The 19,619-nt window shown below is 25.8% G+C and carries 21 protein-coding genes and 1 pseudogene; 20 read left to right on the top strand and 2 right to left on the bottom strand.

Annotated features, from left to right (window positions below):
- Window positions 1-2,497, top strand: a 2,497-nt coding sequence (locus T523_RS03440) for a pseudomurein-binding repeat-containing protein (RefSeq protein ID WP_198016022.1), incomplete at its 5' end; no start/stop codon positions are given.
- 252 nt (window positions 2,498-2,749) lie between these two features.
- Window positions 2,750-3,466, top strand: a complete 717-nt coding sequence (locus T523_RS03435; RefSeq protein WP_042707531.1) for a metal-dependent transcriptional regulator — start codon at window positions 2,750-2,752, stop codon at window positions 3,464-3,466.
- Between the two features lie 215 nt (window positions 3,467-3,681).
- Here T523_RS03435 and T523_RS03430 read toward each other — a convergent pair whose 3' ends face one another.
- Window positions 3,682-5,070 (bottom strand): MFS transporter, encoded by a 1,389-nt coding sequence (locus tag T523_RS03430; RefSeq protein ID WP_042707530.1) that lies wholly within the window; start codon window positions 5,068-5,070, stop codon window positions 3,682-3,684.
- Window positions 5,071-5,510: 440 nt separating this feature from the next.
- On the opposite strand from T523_RS03430, the gene endA reads away from it, so the two are divergent.
- The 18 genes from endA to T523_RS03340 all read left to right on the top strand — a co-directional run bounded on the left by endA (window position 5,511) and on the right by T523_RS03340 (window position 19,125).
- A complete protein-coding gene (gene endA / locus T523_RS03425) occupies window positions 5,511-6,026 on the top strand; it encodes a tRNA-intron lyase (RefSeq protein ID WP_042707529.1) in 516 nt (171 codons plus the stop codon).
- Between the two features lie 358 nt (window positions 6,027-6,384).
- Window positions 6,385-7,476, top strand: a complete 1,092-nt coding sequence (locus T523_RS03420) for a tryptophan--tRNA ligase (protein WP_042707528.1) — start codon at window positions 6,385-6,387, stop codon at window positions 7,474-7,476.
- 17 nt (window positions 7,477-7,493) lie between these two features.
- Entirely contained in the window at window positions 7,494-8,210 is a 717-nt protein-coding gene (locus T523_RS03415; protein ID WP_042707527.1) for a stage II sporulation protein M, read from the top strand.
- A gap of 383 nt (window positions 8,211-8,593) precedes the next feature.
- Window positions 8,594-9,793, top strand: coding sequence for a threonine synthase (thrC, locus tag T523_RS03410; RefSeq protein WP_042707526.1), 1,200 nt, complete (start codon window positions 8,594-8,596; stop codon window positions 9,791-9,793).
- An 870-nt stretch (window positions 9,794-10,663) separates the two neighbouring features.
- Window positions 10,664-10,867: a histone family protein gene (locus T523_RS03405; RefSeq protein ID WP_042707525.1), complete on the top strand. Its 204-nt coding sequence runs from the start codon at window positions 10,664-10,666 to the stop codon at window positions 10,865-10,867.
- A 553-nt stretch (window positions 10,868-11,420) separates the two neighbouring features.
- Entirely contained in the window at window positions 11,421-11,792 is a 372-nt protein-coding gene (rpl7ae, locus tag T523_RS03400) for a 50S ribosomal protein L7Ae (protein WP_042707524.1), read from the top strand.
- Window positions 11,793-11,849: 57 nt separating this feature from the next.
- Window positions 11,850-12,056, top strand: a complete 207-nt coding sequence (locus T523_RS03395) for a 30S ribosomal protein S28e (protein WP_016358306.1) — start codon at window positions 11,850-11,852, stop codon at window positions 12,054-12,056.
- 20 nt (window positions 12,057-12,076) lie between these two features.
- Window positions 12,077-12,238, top strand: a complete 162-nt coding sequence (locus T523_RS03390) for a 50S ribosomal protein L24e (RefSeq protein WP_042707523.1) — start codon at window positions 12,077-12,079, stop codon at window positions 12,236-12,238.
- Window positions 12,235-12,687 carry a nucleoside-diphosphate kinase gene (gene ndk, locus T523_RS03385; RefSeq protein ID WP_042707522.1) on the top strand — a complete coding sequence of 151 codons (453 nt, stop codon included), beginning with the start codon at window positions 12,235-12,237 and terminating at the stop codon, window positions 12,685-12,687. The genes T523_RS03390 and ndk overlap by 4 nt, the downstream gene beginning before the upstream one ends.
- Window positions 12,688-12,786: 99 nt before the next feature.
- A complete protein-coding gene (gene infB / locus T523_RS03380; RefSeq protein ID WP_042707521.1) occupies window positions 12,787-14,574 on the top strand; it encodes a translation initiation factor IF-2 in 1,788 nt (595 codons plus the stop codon).
- Window positions 14,575-14,779: 205 nt separating this feature from the next.
- Window positions 14,780-15,160 carry a 30S ribosomal protein S6e gene (locus T523_RS03375; RefSeq protein WP_042707520.1) on the top strand — a complete coding sequence of 127 codons (381 nt, stop codon included), beginning with the start codon at window positions 14,780-14,782 and terminating at the stop codon, window positions 15,158-15,160.
- Between the two features lie 61 nt (window positions 15,161-15,221).
- Window positions 15,222-16,454, top strand: a complete 1,233-nt coding sequence (locus tag T523_RS03370) for a translation initiation factor IF-2 subunit gamma (RefSeq protein ID WP_042707519.1) — start codon at window positions 15,222-15,224, stop codon at window positions 16,452-16,454.
- Between the two features lie 126 nt (window positions 16,455-16,580).
- On the top strand, window positions 16,581-16,967 hold the full coding sequence (locus T523_RS03365; protein ID WP_042707518.1) for a type II toxin-antitoxin system VapC family toxin: 387 nt from the start codon (window positions 16,581-16,583) through the stop codon (window positions 16,965-16,967).
- A 212-nt stretch (window positions 16,968-17,179) separates the two neighbouring features.
- Window positions 17,180-17,737, top strand: a complete 558-nt coding sequence (locus T523_RS03360) for a DNA-directed RNA polymerase (protein ID WP_042707517.1) — start codon at window positions 17,180-17,182, stop codon at window positions 17,735-17,737.
- Window positions 17,734-17,922, top strand: coding sequence for a transcription elongation factor subunit Spt4 (gene spt4 / locus T523_RS03355; RefSeq protein ID WP_042707516.1), 189 nt, complete (start codon window positions 17,734-17,736; stop codon window positions 17,920-17,922). Before T523_RS03360 ends, spt4 begins: the two co-directional genes overlap by 4 nt.
- A 152-nt stretch (window positions 17,923-18,074) precedes the next feature.
- Complete coding sequence (locus tag T523_RS03350; RefSeq protein WP_042707515.1) at window positions 18,075-18,575, top strand: GTP-dependent dephospho-CoA kinase family protein; 501 nt, start codon at window positions 18,075-18,077, stop codon at window positions 18,573-18,575.
- Window positions 18,576-18,643: 68 nt separating this feature from the next.
- Window positions 18,644-18,955 carry a 30S ribosomal protein S24e gene (locus T523_RS03345; protein ID WP_042707514.1) on the top strand — a complete coding sequence of 104 codons (312 nt, stop codon included), beginning with the start codon at window positions 18,644-18,646 and terminating at the stop codon, window positions 18,953-18,955.
- A gap of 14 nt (window positions 18,956-18,969) precedes the next feature.
- On the top strand, window positions 18,970-19,125 hold the full coding sequence (locus T523_RS03340) for a 30S ribosomal protein S27ae (protein WP_042707513.1): 156 nt from the start codon (window positions 18,970-18,972) through the stop codon (window positions 19,123-19,125).
- Between the two features lie 183 nt (window positions 19,126-19,308).
- On the opposite strand, the pseudogene T523_RS03335 reads toward T523_RS03340, so the two are convergent.
- Window positions 19,309-19,619, bottom strand: a pseudogene (locus T523_RS03335) (hypothetical protein); the annotation flags it as partial.

Here is a 19,619-nt window from a genome sequence, read left to right as displayed (position 1 = left end):
TGAGGCTTTTAGCGCTGTTCTTGATTATTATGGGACTAATAATCAGTTGCCAAGTTATGTGACTGTTAAGTATAATTCTAAGACAACTACACCTACAAGTTCTGCTACTGTAAGTTCATTTAGTGTTAGTCAGATTGTTAGTGCTGCTAAGACTGTTAGGGCTTATTATGTTGCTAATGGTAAGTTGCCTAGTTCTGTTACTATTGGTTCTGTGAAAGTTAGTTTAGCTCAATTTTTATATTATGAGTCTAGAGCTATCTCACAATTAAATTCTGGTAGTACTGCTAATATTGCGGTTATTAAGTCTTTAAGTGAACCTTCTAGTCCTAATTTAGGAGATTCAATTAATGGTAACTTAACTAAATCTGGATATGTTGATTCTGCTACTAGGACTTATAAGTTTATTTTAAATTATAATCAGGGTCCTAATTATTCAACTACTACACTTGGAAGAGTATCTTATAATAAATTAATAGAAACTTTCGCAAGTATTCTTGTATCTTATGGTAACACTAATAAATTACCAACTAGTATAGTAGTAAATACTAATGAAGTTGTTGAAAATTACACTTACTTTACTGTAGTATCTACTGGTGTAAATGGTACTTATGTTGAAGGTAATAAATTCAGTCTTGCTTTAAAAGATGTTTTAGGTAATGCTGTTAATAATAAAAGTGTTATTGTTAATTTAAACAATCGTGTTTATAATTTAGTAACCGATAATAATGGTATTGTTTATATTGTTATCCCTGTATTAAATAATGGAAATTATAATGTTTCATATTCATATACAGATTCTAATAGTAAATTATCCTCAAATGGATCTACTGTTATTAAAGTTATTAAAAATCTAACTACTATAAGTGGAAAAGATTTAAACACAACTACTAAATCTGGTGCTAAATTTAATGTTACTTTAAAAGATGCATTTGGTAATGCTATTGCTAATCAAAATGTTCAATTTAAATTAAATAATAGTAATATTATTTATAATGCAACTACTAACTCTAATGGTGTTGCAAGTTTGACTATTAATTTAAATTCTGGAGATTATACTATAACTTATAGTTTCATAGCTAACAATAATTATCCAGGATCTAATGGTACTTCTAAAATACATGTAGTTGATGTAGTACCAACTAGTTTAAGTATTAATCAGATTATTGATGCTACTAAAGTTGTAAAAGAATATTATGCTAATAATGGTAAACTTCCAAGTACTGTTACTGTTGGTTCTGTTAAACTTAGTTTAGCTCAGTTCTTGTATTATGAGTCTAGGGCTATTAGTCAATTAAGTTCTGGTAATAATGTTAATATTGTTATTATTAGTTCTTTAGATGAACCATCTTCTCCAAACTTAGGAGATTCAGTTAACGGTAATTTAACTAAGGAAGATTATGTTGATTCTGCTACTAGGACTTATAAGTTTATTTTAAATTATGAACAAGGTCCTAATTATTCAACTACTACACTTGGAAGAGTTTCCTATAATATATTGATAGGTGCTTTTAGTGTAGTTCTTGATTATTATGGAACAAATAATCAGTTACCAAGTTATATTAATATTAAAAATAATATTACAACAACTGTTAATAATTCAAATACTAATACTTCAAACTCTAAATATTTCACTATTGCTCAAATTATTGATGCTGCTAAGGTTGTAAAAGAATATTATGCTACTAATGATAAACTTCCAAGTACTATTAGTATTGGTTCTGTTAAACTTAGTTTAGCACAATTCTTATATTATGAATCTAAAGCTATCTCACAATTAGACTCTGGAAATACTTCTAATATTGCTATTATCGATTCATTAGATGAACCTTCATCTCCAGATACTGGAGACTCAATTAGTGAAAATTTAAACAGAATAGATTATGTTGATTCTGCTACTAGGACTTATAAGTTTATTTTAAATTATGAACAAGGTCCTAATTATTCAACTACTGCTATTGGAAAAGTTTCATATAATGCTTTAATTGAAGCATTTAGTAGAGTTCTTGCATATTATGGAAACAATAATCAGTTACCAAATTATGTTGTAATTGATACTACCGATTCAAATGGTGGAAGTAGTAGTGCAAATACTTCATCTATTACTGCTCTTGCAGTAAGTTTAACTTCTGGTCTTAGTTCAGATTATGATAAGGCTGTTGCTATGTTTAATTGGGTAAGAGATAATGTCGTATATGATTATTATTATAATTCCCAACAAGGTGCAGCTTTAACTTTAACTAAAAGAAGTGGTAATTGTTGTGATCAATCTAACCTTTATGTTGCTATGTGTCGTGCTGTTGGAGTAACTATACGTTATGTTCACGGTTACTGTCACTTTAGTGATGGTTGGTATGGTCATGTTTGGACTGAAGTATATGTAAATGGTCAATGGTATTCTGCAGATTGTATTTCTACAAGAAACACTTTTGGTGTAATTAATAATTGGAATACAGCTACTGCAACAATATATAATAGATATACTACTTTACCATTCTAGAATAAAAGTTAAATATTTAAACAAGTGATTTAAGAGGATTTTTCCTCTTAAATTTTTATTTATTTAATTTTCTATTATTTTTTTTTTTAAAATTTTATTTTTTATTTACTTAATTAATTTTTACTTATTTTTAACTTAGATTATTTTTCTTATTCTGTTTTTAGGTAAACTAAAACTTTTTATATTAGTTTTATTAATATATAAATAATTATTAAATTTTTAATCATATTTTTTTATTAAGGGAGTATTATTATGCCAAAAAAAGAAATAAGTGAAAACATTGAAGAATATTTAGAGACATTATATAAATTTGGATGTGTTTCTGATCATGTTTCCACTACAACTTTATCAAAAAATCTTGGTGTAGCACCAGGTAGTGTTACTCAAATGCTTAAAAAATTAGAAAAATTAGGATATGTTAATTATATTCCATATAAAGGTGCAACTCTCACTCCAAAAGGAAGTAAAATTGCTCAAAAAATTACAAGGAAACATAGGATTCTTGAATTATTTTTAAAAGATGTTTTAGGAATTAAATTTGAAAATTTACATGTTCAAGCTTGTGAAATGGAACATTCTCTTTCTGATGAAGCTGAAAGAGCTATGTGTCTCATGTTAAAAGAACCTGATTTATGTCCTGATGGTAATATAATACCTGCTTGTGATTTCGATTTTAAAAATTGTGAAGAATGTCGTAATTATTCAAAAGATGTAGAAGAAATAGGTTTAAGAGACTCAAATCTTTTATCAATTACTCAAGTTAAAGAAGGTAATTCTGGTATAGTTTCATTTATTCGTGGAAATGTATTAGAACTTGCTAATGTTTTAGAGTTACATATTACTATGGGTTCTAAAATTGGAATTATTACTAAAGATAATTCAAAAGATTATTTAATTATTACTGTAGATGATAAAGAAACTCCAATTAAAAGAGATATTGCAAACAATATCTTTTTAAAGGTACATTAATACTAATAAGATTTTTAGTTTTTAATCTTATTTTTAAAAATAGTAAAAATAATTATTTATAAATTTATAAATAACTATCTTTTTTTAAATATTTTTTAGTTAACTTGTTTTTTGTGGTTTTTGTTATTTTTGTTGTTTTTTTTATTTGTTTTTGTATTTTGCTGTTTTTGTGGTTTTTATTTGTTTTTATAGTTTTTAGTATTTTTCATGGCTTTTTATGAATTTGCTTTCATTGTTGCTATTTCATCATCTCTTTCTTTTAAACGCATAGTGAATATAAAGGCAATTACTCCAAATACTGCAGAAGTTATTAATGCAGCAGTATATCCGAATATTGTATTATTATATGATGCAATTATTCCACCTATAAGTGCTCCACCAATTAATTGTCCAAATGAAGCCATCATATTAATAATTGCTTGACCTACTCCTCTTTCACCATGTCCAGTTTCACACATAATAAGGAATCTCATTGGTGCTCCAATTAGTGTTACCATACCAAGACCTATTAAAATATCTGCAATTAAAAAGAGATAAAAATTTGTAGATAATAATCCAAGCATTACAAGACCTATACTTAATATAAATGTACCAATTACCATCATTATCTTATAACCTAATTTAAATAAAAATTTCCCAAGTATTGGTGCAGCAATTGCATTAGCACCTACAAGTGGAATTAACATTAAACTTGCAAGTTCATTATTATAACCTAATGATATCATTGCAAGTGAAGGTACAAATATTGTTGCAGCATTTATTATTCCTTCACAAATTACAAGGATTGATGCTGTTGATATCTCACTATTTTTAAATAAGTATATTGGAACAATAGATTCACTTGCTCTTTTTTCTACTTTAATGAATATTGGCAATAATATTATAAATAATATTAAATAAGGTAATACTTTTACTGAGAATAAACTGTTAATAAAATTTGCTGAATCTATTTGATTTAATCCATAAGCAAATAATGTACTACATATGATTAGTAAGACTATTCCACTCCAATCTATATCTAAATGATTAGATTGTTCAAATTGAGGTAGTAGGAAATAACATAAAATTAATAATATTATTGCTATTGGTATATTTATTGCAAAACACCAATTCCATCCAAATGGTATAATTGCTGCTCCTACTAATGGTCCAGCAACTGTTGAAAGTCCAAAAGTTGCACCTATTATTCCAAGTGCTGTTCCTCTAGATTCTATTGGGAAATAGTCTCCAATAAATGATCCTGCTACTGGAAATATTCCTCCAGCACCAAATCCCTGTATTATTCTTCCAATAAATATTATTTCCATTGATGGTGCAATTGAAATTATTGCTGAACCTAAACCAAATAATGCTATGTCTATAAGGTATAATTTTCTTTGACCATAAAAATCTGAAAATTTAGCCATAATTGGTGAACCAATCATAAATGCAATAATATATACTGTGTATATCCATGATGATTCTCTTGATGTTACATGAAAAGCATTTTGTATTGGTGAAAGTACAGGTCCAACAATACCCATATCAAGACAACCCATGAATATTCCAATAAGAAATAGTATGAGTATTTTATTTCTTTCTTTTTTATTTAAATTAACTGTCATTTAATTCTTTCCTTTTTTATTTTTAGGAGCTTGTATTCTAATTTTTGAATTATTATATATTCTTTTTAAATTTAAAGTAAATTTATTATATATTAAAATATTTCAACAATCTTGTCATATTAATTTAATTTTATTTTTGTTTTTATTTATAGATTTTTTTTTTAATCTTTTATAATTTAATCTTAAACTTTTTATTTTTAATTAAAAACTAAACTTTTATTTATATAATTAAATAAAAAATATACTATATAATATTTTTTTAAATAGAGTATTTTATTTTTATTTAAAATTTTAATTTTTATGGATTATTGTTTTAGGTAGGATGTTTGTGTTTTATTTAAAATTTTAATTTTTATGGATTATTGTTTTAGGTAGGATGTTTGTGTTTTATTTAAAATTTTAATTTTTATATATTTTTTAATAATTTTTAAGGTGGAAATATGCGTGGAGATTTATATAATGATATTGTAACTGTTCCTATAACTGAGTCTTCTAGAAAACCAATAACTTTAAATGAAAAAAGTCATTTTGGTAAACTTACAGAAACAGCTTTAGAGCTTTCTATTATAGAAGCAACTTATTTAATGGAGAACAATCGTTTAAATATTTATGAGAATGATGTTAAATGTGATTTTGCTTATATAATCTCTTTAATTAAAGAAAAAAATATTTATGGTAAATATTTAGTTTATAGGGACCTTAAAAATAGAGGATATGTAATTAAAACAGGATTTAAATATGGTTCTGATTTTAGGTTATATGAAAGAGGTTTAGCTCCAGGTAAAGGACATTCTAATTATCTTGTTAAAGTTATTTATGAAAAATATGAAATTAATGCATTAAATTTTTCAAGTTATATTAGGGTAGCTCATGGTGTAAATAAAAATCTTTTACTTGCAGTAGTTGATGATGATCAAGATATTACTTATTATAATGTACAGTGGACTAGACCTTAATTTTTAATTTTTAACTTTTTTTTTAAATTGGTCTTGTTGAAATCTAAAAATATTTATTTTAAGATAATTAATCTTGGAGTTTAGAATATTTATTAAGATAATATATTTAAATTTAAATTTTATAAAATAGTTTTTCAACATTCATTTAAATTAATTTTTAGTTAAGTTATTTTATTTATAATTAGTTTCAATAATACTTATATTCTTAAATTAGAAGTATAAGTAGTAGTTTCAATAATATTTATTATATTTGTATTTTTAAATTAGAAGTATAATTAGTTTCAATAATACTTATATTCTTAAATTATAAAGATTATTAAATTATATTAATGAGTTTAATTATTATTAGGTGATTTATTTGTTAGACCCATGGACAGCAGATTCATTTGATTATGATAAAATTATAAAACAATTTGGTATTCAAGATTTTGAAGAGGAACTTAAAAAAATTAAGAATCCACATAGATTAATGAGAAGAGGAATAATTTTTGGTCATAGAGATTTTGGTGAAATAATTAAATTAATAAATTCAAATAAACCATTTGCAGTTGTTACTGGTATGATGCCTTCAGGTCCAATGCATATTGGCCATAAAATGGTTATTGATCAATTAATATGGTATCATAATCAAGGTGCAAAATTATCAATTCCTATTGCAGATTTAGAGGCATATGCTGCACGAGGTATTAGTTTTGAGAAAGGTAAACAATTAGCTATTGATGAATATTTAACAAATTATATTGCATTAGGTCTTGACCTTACATCAGATGATATTAATGTTTATCTTCAATCAAAAAACAGTATATTACATAATTTATCATTTAGAGCATCTCTTAAAGCAAATTTTAATGAAATGAAAGCTATTTATGGTTTTACTCCATCTACAAACTTAGCACATGTTAATTCTCCACTTATTCAAGTGGCTGATATTTTAATGCCTCAAGTTGAAGAAAATGGTGGTCCAATTAATACTCTTGTACCTGTAGGTATAGATCAAGATCCTCATCTTAGACTTACAAGGGATATTACAAATAAACTTAAAGATGAATTAGGTTTTATTATACCATCAAGTACTTATCATAGATTTTTAACTGGTTTAACTGGGGATAAAATGTCATCAAGTAAACCAAAAACTGCTATTTATTTAAATGATTCAACTAAAGATGCTGTTAAGAAATTAAAATCTGCAAAAACTGGTGGAAGAGAATCTTTAGCTGAACAAAAAGAAAAAGGTGGACAACCAGATCAATGTGTTATTTTTGAAATGCTTTTATATCATTTAATTGATGATGATAATGAGCTTAAAAAAATTAGAGATGAATGTTTAAATGGTACACTTTTATGTGGAGTATGTAAAAATAAAACATGTGAACTTTTAGAAGAGTTTTTAGATAATCATCATTCTAAACAAGAAGAAGCTCATGAAATTGCAGAAACAATACTTGATTAATTAAAAGTTGTGATAATTTGAATAATTCATTTAAAGAATCTTGTAAACTTATTTGGATTAGTATTAAAGAAGCATTCATTGATAATAAATGGTTATTATTAATTTCTATAATGTTATTTTTAATATCTACAATATTAGCTATGGTTTTTGCTTCAAATTTAGAACCTATTGTAGGACCATTTATTAAAGAATTAAAAAAACAGATTCTTGCAGGTCAAATTAAAATAACCTATGATTCAATATTCTTAAATAATTTTTCAGTTGGTTTAAGAATGTATTTCGCAGGTATTTTATTTGGTATTTTAACTGCATTGATGATGATTGTTAATGGTATGATTATAGGATACTTTTTAGGTAAAGGTCCTTTTTTAATAGTATTTTTATATATTATACCTCATGGAATATTTGAAATTCCTGCATTAATACTTTCAGCTACTGCTGGATTTACCTTATTTAAATTTGTATATAAATTTATTAAAAATATATATAGTCCAGATGAGCATTATATTAATCATCATTATGTTAATACAAAAGGATTTGATTATAATAAAAATGATAAATTGTCTTTTAAGACAAGAGTATCTATATCATTTAGTCAACATAATAAGATTTTAGTTCAATCATTGATTATATTAATAATATCTATTATATTATTGATGATTGCAGCATATATTGAAGTTTACATAACTTCAGCTTTAGCTAAACATCTTATTGCTGTTTACCATTTAAGATAATTTATTATTTTATTTTTTTATTTTAAAATTTACTAAATAATTATTTTTAAATTATTCTTAATTTTTAGGCTTTGTTGAAATTTCTTAAATTTTTATAAATAAACTTTCTTAAAATTGATTTTCAATTATTAACTAAGTTTAAATTTTTATAAAAAATAGTTTTCAACAGACTAATTTTTATTAATTTTTCCTATTTTAAAAAATAGTTTATATAATTAAAAAAACATAAATATTAAAGATAACTTATATGTTGAAATTTTATTACTTTTAATACTAAATTTAAATTATAATATTTAATTTTAAAATTTAACAATTATTTTTAAAATAAATTTTCAACAATTTATTCAAATTAAAATTTATTATATTATTTATTAAGTGATATTATGATAAGATGTGTATCATGTGGTGAAGAATTTCCAGATGATGAAATCATATATACTTGTCCAAAATGTGGTTCTATTTTAGAAGCAGTACCTGATTTCGATGTAGATAAAAGTATATTTGATGGACGTCGTCAAAATGTATGGAAATATAAAGAATGTATTCCTGTAGATGAAAATAAAATTGTATCTTTAGATGAAGGTGGAACACCATTTGTTCACTGTGATAAATTAGGTGATGAATTAGGTGTAGATTTATATGTTAAAGTTGAAGGATCCAACCCTACTGGTAGTTTTAAAGATAGAGGTATGACTGTAGGTATGACTAAAGCTATGGAATTAGGAGTTCATACAGTAGGATGTGCTTCAACAGGTAATACATCTGCTTCTCTTGCGGCTTATGCTGCTCGTGGAGGATTAAGATGTATTGTATTTTTACCTCAAGGTAAAGTTGCATTAGGTAAACTTGCACAAGCTATGTTCCATGGTGCTGAAGTTTTCTCAATTGATGGTAATTTTGATGAAGCTCTTAAAGCAATGACTCAACTTGCTCGTGAAAAACATTTATACTTATTAAATTCAATTAACCCATTTAGATTAGAAGGTCAAAAAACTATTGGTTATGAAATTGTAAATGATTTAGGTTGGAAATCACCTGATAGAATTATTTTACCAGTAGGTAATGCAGGAAATATTTCAGCTATTTGGAAAGGTATTTCTGAATTTTATAATGCTGGTTTTATTAAAGATTTACCAATGATGACTGGTATTCAAGCTGAAGGTGCAGCACCTATTGCTCATGCATTTAGAAAACACAGTATGAAAATGGAGCCTGTTGAAAACCCAGAAACAATTGCAACTGCTATTCGTATTGGTGCTCCAGTATCAAGTATTAAAGCACTTCATGCTATCTATGATTCTGATGGATACTGTGAAACAGTTAGTGATGATCAAATTCTTGATGCTCAAAAATATTTAGCAAGAACTGAAGGTATTGGTGTAGAACCTGCTTCTGCTGCTTCTATTGCTGGTTTAAGAAAATTAGTAGATGATGGTGTAGTAGAAAAAGGTGAAAAAGTTGTTTGTGTTGTAACTGGTCATGTTTTAAAAGATCCTGATACAGCTATTAAAGCATCTGTTGAACCTACTAAAGTAAGTGCTGATATTGATACTTTAAGAGATTTAATTGTTAACAAACATTAAATTTTCTTTTTTTTTATTTTTTTAATTTAATACTTATTTTTTATAATTTCTAGCTATTTTTATTATTTTTAAACATTATAAATTACCAAAATAATATTTTTTATAATTTCTAGCTATTTTTATTATTTTTAAACATTATAAATTACCAAAATAATATTTTTTATAATTGAAGGTATATTTTAAACTAAAATGAATATTTAATAGTTTAATTCTTTGATTTTTTTAAATCATTTTGTCTTTTTATGATTTTGATTATTTATTGTTTATTTTTAATAATATTTTTTCAAATATTTAAATAAAATAAATTTTAATTGATTTTATTCTTTAGTTTTTTAAAAGTGTTATGGTTTGTTGAAACTATTTTTTATAAAAATTTAAGGGTATTAATGATTTTAAATCAATTTTTGAGAAAATTTATTCAAAAGATTTTGAGAATTTCAACAAAGCTAATTTTATATCATTTTAGATATTTAATTATATTATATATACTAATTTTATTTTTAGTTTATATTTTGTTTTATTTTTTTTAGAAGTTTTTTGAAGTTTAGTTTTTGATTTTATTATATATTTTTTTCTTATTTTAACATATATCGGTTAATTTTTGTTTTTTATTAATAAATTTCTATATTTTTAGTTTTTTGTATTAACTTTTACTTATTTTTAACAGATTTAAATGTTGATTTTTTTATTTTTCCTATTTTTTACTTATATTTAAAATTTTTTTTGTATATACTTTTTAAAAAAATTGTGTTTATATTTTAAAACAATAGTTAATTATTATTATAAATTTACTAAAATAAACACTATTTAAACAATAGATTTATATATTAAAATAGATTAAATATTATTAACAAAAATTGAGGTGAAAATATGGAATTACCAATAGCTCCTATAGGAAGAATTTTAAAAAATGCTGGTGCTGACAGAGTAAGTGATGATGCTAAAATTGAATTAGCTAATGCTATTGAAGACTGTGGTCATGAAATTTCAAGAAAAGCAGTTGGATATGCAAAACATGCTGGTAGAAAAACTGTCAAAGCTGAAGATATTAAATTAGCTTGTAAAAATTTATAAGTTAAATATGTAATTGATTTTTTTACGATTTTTAATTTGGAGGGTTAGTTTTAACTTTATCTTAAGTTCCTAAGCCTTCAAAATTTATTTGATGTTTAAGTTTATACTTTTTTTTAGTTTTTAGATTTTTTATGAATTTAAGATTTTATTTTTTGATAATCTTATAAAATTTATAATTAATATAAAATTAACTAATATTTTTCTATAGAATTTATGAGATATAGGAAACCTTTATAAAGTAGAAATACTAAAGTTTATAATGTCTAGTTTTCTAGAATTTCATTAATTACTAAATTATAGTATTAAGTTTCTTGATACTAACTTTTATAATAAATATAAGTATTGAAAATATAATCCTGCTATTTTTATTTTTTATGGGATTTTATTTAGTGATATATGATATATTCAAGATAATTATAGACTTTATTACATTCTAAAAATATAAAAAAATAAGATTTTTAGAATTTAAGCAAGTTTATTATATTCAGTTACTGTTTATAATTTTATTTGCTGATGGATGGTATATGACCAGATGAAAAAGGAGGTAAATATTATGGCAAAACCAATTTATGTAAAATTTGATACACCGGAAGAAATAGCTGAAAAAGCTCAAGAAGCTTTAACAACTGCAAAAAATACAGGAAAAGTTGCAAAAGGAACTAACGAAGTAACTAAATTTATTGAAAGAGGTAACGCAGATTTAGTCGTTATTGCAGAAGATGTTGATCCTGCTGAAATCGTAGCTCACATTCCTGTTCTCGCAGAAGAAAAAGAAATTCCTTATGTTTACTTAGCTACTAAAGATCAAGTAGGCGAAGCTGCAGGTTTAACTGTTGGTACTGCTTCAGCTTGTATTGTTGATGCTGGAGACGCTGAAGATTTAGTAAAAGAAGTTGTTGAAAAAGTAGCAGAACTTAAAAACTAGGTTTTTTTAGCTCTGTAGAAAGACTTAGTCTTTCAATTAGTTAAAAACGGTGATTATATGGAAGAAGGAACTCCAGCTGAAGTCATTGAAGTTCTTAAAAGAACTGGTATGACTGGAGAGGTTATGCAAGTTAAATGCAGAATCCTCGATGGGAGAGATAAAGGAAGAATTTTAACAAGAAACATCATGGGCCCTGTAAGAGAAGGTGATGTTTTAATGTTACTCGATACTATTAGAGAAGCTAAAGAAATTAGAACTCCATAGTATTATAAGAAGGTGTTTACATGAGAACTTGTTCATTCTGTGGTAAAGAAATAAATGATGGTACTGGAAAAATGTATGTTAAAAAAGATGGTTCCATCTATTTCTTTTGTAGTACTAAATGTGAAAAAAATATGATTAAACTTGGTAGAGTACCAAGAAAAGTTAAATGGGTTAAAGAATGATTCAAAAAACATATGTTATGTTAAAACCTGACGCAGTAGGTCGTCGTTTAATGGGTAAAATTATTTCTCGTTTTGAAGAAAAAGGTTTAAAAATTGTTGCTATGAAATTAAGGATGATTCCTGGAGAATTAGCAAAAGAACATTATGGTGAACATAAAGATAAACCTTTCTTTGAAGGATTAATTGAATACATCACTTCAGGACCTGTTCTTACTATGGTCATTGAAGGAGATGAAGCAATTAGTGTAATCAGAAAAATGGTTGGTGCAACTAACCCTCAAGAAGCTGATGTTGGCACTATTAGAGGAGACTTTGGTATGGATACTGGAAGGAATATAATTCATGCATCTGATGCTCCTGAATCTGCTGAAAGAGAAATTAATCTTTTCTTTGATGAAGATGAAATTGTTGATTATTCAATGTCTGACAATAGTTGGATTTATGAATAGTTATGCTTAGGTTTTACAAATAGGTTAACCTATTTCAATAAATTTTTCTTAAAATTTATTTTTAAATTTTAAATTATAATTAATAATGTGAGATAAAAAATGAATATACGATCACCAATTGTTTCAGTTTTAGGTCATGTAGATCATGGTAAAACAACATTGCTTGATAATATTAGAGGAAGTACTGTAGCTAGTAGAGAAGCTGGAGGAATTACTCAACATATTGGAGCAACAGAGATACCTATTGATACAATTAAAAATATTTGTGGACCATTTATTAAGAAGTTATCAATTACTGATACTATTCCAGGTCTTTTCTTTATTGATACTCCTGGACATTCTGCTTTTACTTCTTTAAGAAAAAGAGGTGGAGCATTAGCAGATCTTGCTATTTTGATTGTTGATGTTAATGAGGGTTTTAAACCACAAACATTTGAAGCTTTAAATATTCTTAAATTATATAAAACTCCATTTATAGTAGCAGCTAATAAAATTGATAAATTGTTTGGATGGGAAGTTCATGAAAATTCATCTTTTATGAAAAGTTTTAAAGATCAAGCTCCTAATGTTCAACAAGAGCTAGAGATGAAAATTTATGAATTAGTTGGAATCTTACATAAAGAAGGTTTCCAGTCTGAAAGATTTGATCGTGTAAGTGATTTTGCATCTCAAATTGCTATTGTACCAATAAGTGCTCAAACTGGTGAAGGTCTTATTGAACTTATTACTATGTTACTTGGACTTGCACAAAAGTATCTTATTTCATCACTTGAAATTCATGAAGATGCTCCTGCTAAAGGAACTGTTCTTGAAGTTAAAGAAGAAGTTGGTTTAGGTACAACTATTGATGCTATTATTTATGATGGTGTTTTAAAGGTTAATGATGAAATTGCGCTTATGGTTCCTGGTGATGTTATAACAACTAAGATTAGATCTATTCTTAAACCTCGTCCTCTTGAGGAAATGAGAGAATCTAAGAATAAATTTGATCATATTGATAGTGTTACTGCAGCTGCAGGAGTTAAAATTTCAGCTCCTAATTTAGATGATGTTATTTCAGGATCTCCACTTCAAGTATTAAATGATTATGAAGATGTTGAAGAACAAATTAAAAAAGAAATTGATGATGTAACTATTGATACTGAAGATGAAGGAGTATTAGTTAAAGCAGATACTTTAGGTTCACTTGAAGCTATTGTTAGTCTTTTAACTGATATAGATGTTCCTATTAGATCAGCAGATATAGGTGATATCTCAAGAAGAGATATTATTAATGGTCAAATTGCTGCAGAAGAAGACCCTGAACATGGTGTTATATTTGCATTTAATGTAAGTATACATCCTAAAGCTAAAGAAGATTTAGAAGAATCTGATATTAAAGTATTTTCTGGAGAAGTTATTTATAAATTAACTGAAGATTATACTATTTGGGTTGAAGAAAGAAAAGAAGCTGAGCGTAAAGCTTATCTTAATGCTATTATTAAACCAGGTAAAATATATTCTATTCCTAAATTAATATTCCGTCAAAGTAAACCTGCAATTTGTGGTGTTGAGGTTTTAAGCGGTACTATTAAACCAGGTTATCCATTAATAAATGCTAATGGTCACCCTGTAGGTAAAATAGAAAGTATGGAAGATAATGGTGAATCTTTACAATCTGTTACTCGTGGTCAAAAAGTTGCTATGGCTATTGATGCAGTAGCTGGCAAAGACTTTGAAGAAGGTGACGAATTGTATATTGATATTCCTGAAAATCATTACAAAGTACTTAATCGTGAATTTAAAGATAAATTAACTGAAGATGAACTAAGAACTTTAGATGAATTTTTAGAAATAAAAAGGAATAATGATCCTGATTGGGGTAAATTAGGCCTTTTTGAAACTTAATTGAATTATAACCATATCATATCGAACACATTAATTATTATTGAATCTAAAATATTTTATTCCAATTTATTTAGTTCATTTTTAGAATTTTCTTTAAGATGTTAAAACTTAAAATGTTTTTTAGGTTATTATTAATTTAATTAAGGGAATTTTAAAACATTTGTAAACATATATTTATTTTAAAAATGTAATAGGAGGAATATTCATGGTATATAAAGTTGTTGTTTCAGATAAAGAAACTACTTATCAAGTAGAAACCGATAATACCAGTCTTAATGGTTTAAAAATCGGTGATGACTTTGACGGTAGTATTCTTGGTTTAGATGGATACAATTTAAAAATCACTGGTGGATCAGATAAAAACGGATTTGCTATGAGAAAAGATATCTCTGGACCTAGAAGAATTAGAACTTTAGTATCTGGTGGAGTAGGATACAAACCTACTACTTCTGGAGAAAAAAGAAGAAAAACAATTAGGGGAAATACTATCTCTGATGATATTGTTCAAATTAACACTATTGTTTTAAGTCGTGGATCTAAATCTCTTGATGATATTTTAGGATCTGATGAAGAAGATGAAGAATAGTTTTAACTATTCTTAATTTTAATTTTTAAAATTTTTATTAATTTAAAGTAAGGTGTAATCTGTGAAAGTACAGGCTGATGTTAACATAGGTTTAGTAGGACATGTAGATCATGGTAAAACTACACTTACCAAAGCTTTATCTGGTGTATGGACTGATACACATAGTGAAGAAACAAAAAGAGGTATCTCTATCCGTTTAGGATATGCAGATATTGATTTAAGAAGATGTCCTGAATGTGATGAACCTCAATGTTATACTACTAAAGAAGTTTGTGAACATTGTGGTAGTAAAACTGATGTAATTAAAAAAGTTTCATTTGTAGATGCTCCAGGGCACGAAACTTTAATGGCTACAATGTTATCTGGTGCTGCAATAATGGATGGTGCTGTTTTAGTAATTGCTGCTAATGAATATTGTCCACAACCTCAAACTAAAGAGCATTTAATGGCTCTTGATGTAATTGGAGTTAAAAATATTATTGTAGTTCAAAACAAAATTGATATTGTTTCCAAAGAAAGAGCTATAGAAAGTTATAAGGAAATTAAGGAGTTTGTAAAAGGTACCTGTGCCGAAGATGCCCCTATAATACCTATTTCTGCACAACAAGGTGCAAATATGGATATTTTAATCGAAGCTCTCGATAAAAAAATCAAAACACCTAGAAGAAGTGTCAGAAAATCTCCATTAATGTATGTTGCTCGTTCTTTTGATATTAATAAACCTGGTTCTTCTCCTGGAAAAATTAAAGGAGGAGTTATTGGTGGAACTTTAGTTCAAGGTACTCTCCATTTAGGTGATACTATTGAAATTAAACCTGGTGTAGATATTAATGCTAATAATGATAAATCTTCTGAGTGGGTTCCACTTGTATCTGAAATTATTGGTTTAGAAGCTGGAGGAGAACAAGTTGAAAAAGTTTCTCCAGGTGGTCTTGTTGGTGTTGCAACTAAATTAGATCCATCATTAACTAAAGCAGATTCATTAAATGGTTCTGTTGTTGGTAAAGAAGGAAAATTACCACCAGTTTTATTTAATTTTTCAATGAAAGTAAATCTTTTAGAACGTGTTGTAGGTACTAAAGAAGAAAGAGAAGTTTCTCCAATTAAATTTAAAGAACTTTTAATGATCAACTCTGGAACTACCACTACTATTGGTGTTGTTACATCACTTAAAGGTGGATTAGTTGAAGTTAAATTAAAATTACCAATTTGTGCTGATAAAGGTGCAAGAGTAGCTTTAAGTCGTAGAGTTGGTGCTCGTTGGAGATTAATTGGTTTCGGTATTATAAATTAGATTTTTTATAATCTTGTTTTTGAATTTTAATAAAAATGATTTAATTAATTAAATATTTATTATTTAATTATTTAATTCCTTAAATTTTAAAAAATAAGAATTTAATATATTTCTAGAAGGCATTAAATGGTAAATGAAGTTGTGATTGATACTAATTTTTTTATGGCTCCTTTTCAATTTAATATTGATGTTATTGAAGAGCTTAAAAAAATTTTGCCATCATATAAGTTAACAACTCCAATATGTGTTATTAAGGAGCTAGAAGGTTTAAAAAATAATAAGAAGTCTCATGTTAGGACTGAGGCAGCTCTTGGTTTAAAATATCTTAAATCAAATAATGTTGAAATAATGGATATTTCAACAAATAGTGGAGAGACTGTTGATGATGCACTTCTTAGAATATCAAAATCCCGTATACTTGCTACAAATGATATAGAATTAAGAAAACGAGCTAAAAGAAAATCTATTCAAGTAGCTTATATACGTCAAAAACGTTATATTGAGATAAATTAATTTATATTATTAAATTAGAAGTCATTTTTATTGTTTTATTCATTTAATATTTAGAATCAAATTAAAATTAAATATTAATATCATAAAAATTTATATAAGATTTTTAAAATATTATTAAATATTATTAAATCTTTAAATTAAATTTATTCAAAAATCATGTTTATAATTATTTATAAATTATTTAAATTCTTAAAGAAAAATGAGGGATTGTTTTGTATTATGAGACAAAAATAGAGGATACTGTAAGGATTCCTCCTTATAAATTTGAAGAAAATCTTGAGGATGTTGCAATAGAAATTCTTAATGATCTTTATATTGGTCAATTAGATAAAGAATTAGGTTTATTGATTTGTGTTTATTCTATTGATAAAATAGGTGAAGGTAAATTAATTATTGGTGATGGTGCTACATATCATCATGTTGTTTTCTCTGCAGTATTTTATAAACCAGAACAACAAGAAATTGTTTATGGTCAAGTTATTGAGATTGCTGAATTTGGTGCATTTGTAAGAATTGGACCTATGGATGGTTTAGTTCACGTATCTCAGGTAACTGATGATTATATTAATTATGATCCTAAAAATGGAGCACTTATTGCTAGTGAATCAGATAAGATTCTTCAAGAGCAAGATTTAGTTAGAGCTAGAATTATTGCTTTAAGTCTTAAATCTAAATCTATTAGAAATAATAGAATTGGTCTTACAATGAGACAACCAGGTTTAGGAAAAATCGAATGGATTGAAAATGAAAAAGGGAAGAATAACTCATGAGTGAAAGAGCTTGTACTAAATGTAAAAGAATAACTCAAAATGAAGTATGTCCTGTATGTCATGGTAATGTACCAACTTCTGATAATTGGAGTGGTCTTTTAATAGTTTTAAATCCAGAAACTTCTAAAGTTGCTAAAGAATTAAATATTACATTACCTGGAGAATATGCTTTAAGAGTTAAATAAATAATTTAATTTAAATTTTAAATTATTATAGAACTTTTTATTTAATCATTATACTTTAATTATAAATATGATTAATTACATACTTATTAATGTATAATGATTAATAATAAATTAAATAATTTATAAATAATTTATTTTAGAGGGAATTTAAGTTGTTACAAATTACTACTGAATTAATTCAGGAATTAAAAAAGCCATTAGGTGATTTATATCCTAATTTTGAAGATGCTTTAGATATTATTAAATCTTCTAATTTTTTGATTTCTGCAGGTGATTGTACTTTAAAAAACCTTATTTCTCATGATATTTATCCAGATGTTGCATTAATGGATAATCAAATTCAGAGAAATTCATATGATTCCAATATAAGTTATACTAATAATATTTTATCAGCAGTAAATCCTGCTGGAACTATTACTGATAATCTATGGGAAACCATAGATTTTGCTATTAAACAAGCAATTAAGACTAATGAAAAATATCTTATTGTTGTTGATGGGGAAGAAGATCTTGCTGTTCTTCCTGTTATTCAATTAGCTCCAGAAGATACTACTGTATTATATGGACAGCCAAATGAAGGTTTAGTTTTACTAAATGCTGGCGATTTAAAAGATAAAGGTGAAAAATTTATCAATGATTTTAAGGAGATTTAATCCTTAATTTATTTGCTCTTATGATAAATTAGCTAACCTTATGAATTAATTAGAATAGAGGGTTAACTATGGATATAGAAATTATAGAACAAAATGAAAATAAAATATTTAATAGGAATGAAGTAAAATTTTTCGTAAATTATGAAGGAGAAGCAACTCCTAAAGTTTTAGATATTAAAAATAAATTAGTTGCTATGCTTGATTCACAAAAAGATTTATTAGTTGTTGATACTGTTAAACCATTTTATGGTGAACCTAAAGCTTTAGGTTATGCTAAAGTTTATGCAACTAAAGATGATTTAGATTATATTGAAACTGAAAGTGTTGTTTTAAAAAATACTGAACCTTCTGAAGAACCTTCTGAGGAAGACGAAGAATAGGTGGAGGATTTTTAATGAAAGTATCTAGTTTATACGAAGTTAAAGATGGTAAATTAGTTAGAAAAAACCCAATATGTCCTCGTTGTGGTGGCGGAGTATTTATGGCTGATCATGGTGATAGATACGCTTGCGGTAAATGTGGATATACTGAAATGAAAAATAAAAATTAAGTTTTAATACTTAATTTTATTATTTTTGTACTCTTTTTTGTTGTTTTTAAATATTTTTAATAAACTTATATTATTTTACTGTTTTTTGATAATCTTTATATTTTTTTATTATTTGTTTATTTGATTTTTAATAACTTTATTTATTTTTTGATTTTTTATTAAATATTTAGGGGCCTGAATTTTTCACATTTGTGATAGCTTTTGTAGGCCTGTTTTTGATGTATCGGAGTTCTGTATGAGTATTGTTCCTAATAATACATATAAATATAGGGTTTTTTCTACTGATTTTGGTGTAAATTTGTGTATTTTTCTCATTTCTAATGAATTTTTAAGTACTTTGAAATAATCTTCGATTTTACCTCTTATTGGTTTGTAATGTTTCCAATTCATGAGTTTACTGATTAATTCTTTTTTTAATCGTTTAAATAATCTTTTATTTTTATTTAATTGATTTTTATTTTTAAATATGTTTAATGAGTAGCTTAAAACATCAT

It is taken from the genome of Methanobrevibacter wolinii SH (assembly GCF_000621965.1).
GTDB classification, from domain to species: domain Archaea; phylum Methanobacteriota; class Methanobacteria; order Methanobacteriales; family Methanobacteriaceae; genus Methanarmilla; species Methanarmilla wolinii.
This window is presented reverse-complemented; position numbering and strand designations above follow the sequence as displayed.

What these genes read in the sequence shown, in the direction of transcription:
- T523_RS03435 (WP_042707531.1), top strand. Translation starts at nt 2,750, where the DNA reads ATGCCAAAAAAAGAAATAAGTGAAAACATTGAAGAATATTTAGAGACA.
- T523_RS03430 (WP_042707530.1), bottom strand. Translation starts at nt 5,070, where the DNA reads ATGACAGTTAATTTAAATAAAAAAGAAAGAAATAAAATACTCATACTA.
- endA (WP_042707529.1), top strand. Translation starts at nt 5,511, where the DNA reads ATGCGTGGAGATTTATATAATGATATTGTAACTGTTCCTATAACTGAG.
- thrC (WP_042707526.1), top strand. Translation starts at nt 8,594, where the DNA reads ATGATAAGATGTGTATCATGTGGTGAAGAATTTCCAGATGATGAAATC.
- T523_RS03405 (WP_042707525.1), top strand. Translation starts at nt 10,664, where the DNA reads ATGGAATTACCAATAGCTCCTATAGGAAGAATTTTAAAAAATGCTGGT.
- rpl7ae (WP_042707524.1), top strand. Translation starts at nt 11,421, where the DNA reads ATGGCAAAACCAATTTATGTAAAATTTGATACACCGGAAGAAATAGCT.
- T523_RS03395 (WP_016358306.1), top strand. Translation starts at nt 11,850, where the DNA reads ATGGAAGAAGGAACTCCAGCTGAAGTCATTGAAGTTCTTAAAAGAACT.
- T523_RS03390 (WP_042707523.1), top strand. Translation starts at nt 12,077, where the DNA reads ATGAGAACTTGTTCATTCTGTGGTAAAGAAATAAATGATGGTACTGGA.
- ndk (WP_042707522.1), top strand. Translation starts at nt 12,235, where the DNA reads ATGATTCAAAAAACATATGTTATGTTAAAACCTGACGCAGTAGGTCGT.
- infB (WP_042707521.1), top strand. Translation starts at nt 12,787, where the DNA reads ATGAATATACGATCACCAATTGTTTCAGTTTTAGGTCATGTAGATCAT.
- T523_RS03375 (WP_042707520.1), top strand. Translation starts at nt 14,780, where the DNA reads ATGGTATATAAAGTTGTTGTTTCAGATAAAGAAACTACTTATCAAGTA.
- T523_RS03365 (WP_042707518.1), top strand. Translation starts at nt 16,581, where the DNA reads ATGGTAAATGAAGTTGTGATTGATACTAATTTTTTTATGGCTCCTTTT.
- spt4 (WP_042707516.1), top strand. Translation starts at nt 17,734, where the DNA reads ATGAGTGAAAGAGCTTGTACTAAATGTAAAAGAATAACTCAAAATGAA.
- T523_RS03345 (WP_042707514.1), top strand. Translation starts at nt 18,644, where the DNA reads ATGGATATAGAAATTATAGAACAAAATGAAAATAAAATATTTAATAGG.
- T523_RS03340 (WP_042707513.1), top strand. Translation starts at nt 18,970, where the DNA reads ATGAAAGTATCTAGTTTATACGAAGTTAAAGATGGTAAATTAGTTAGA.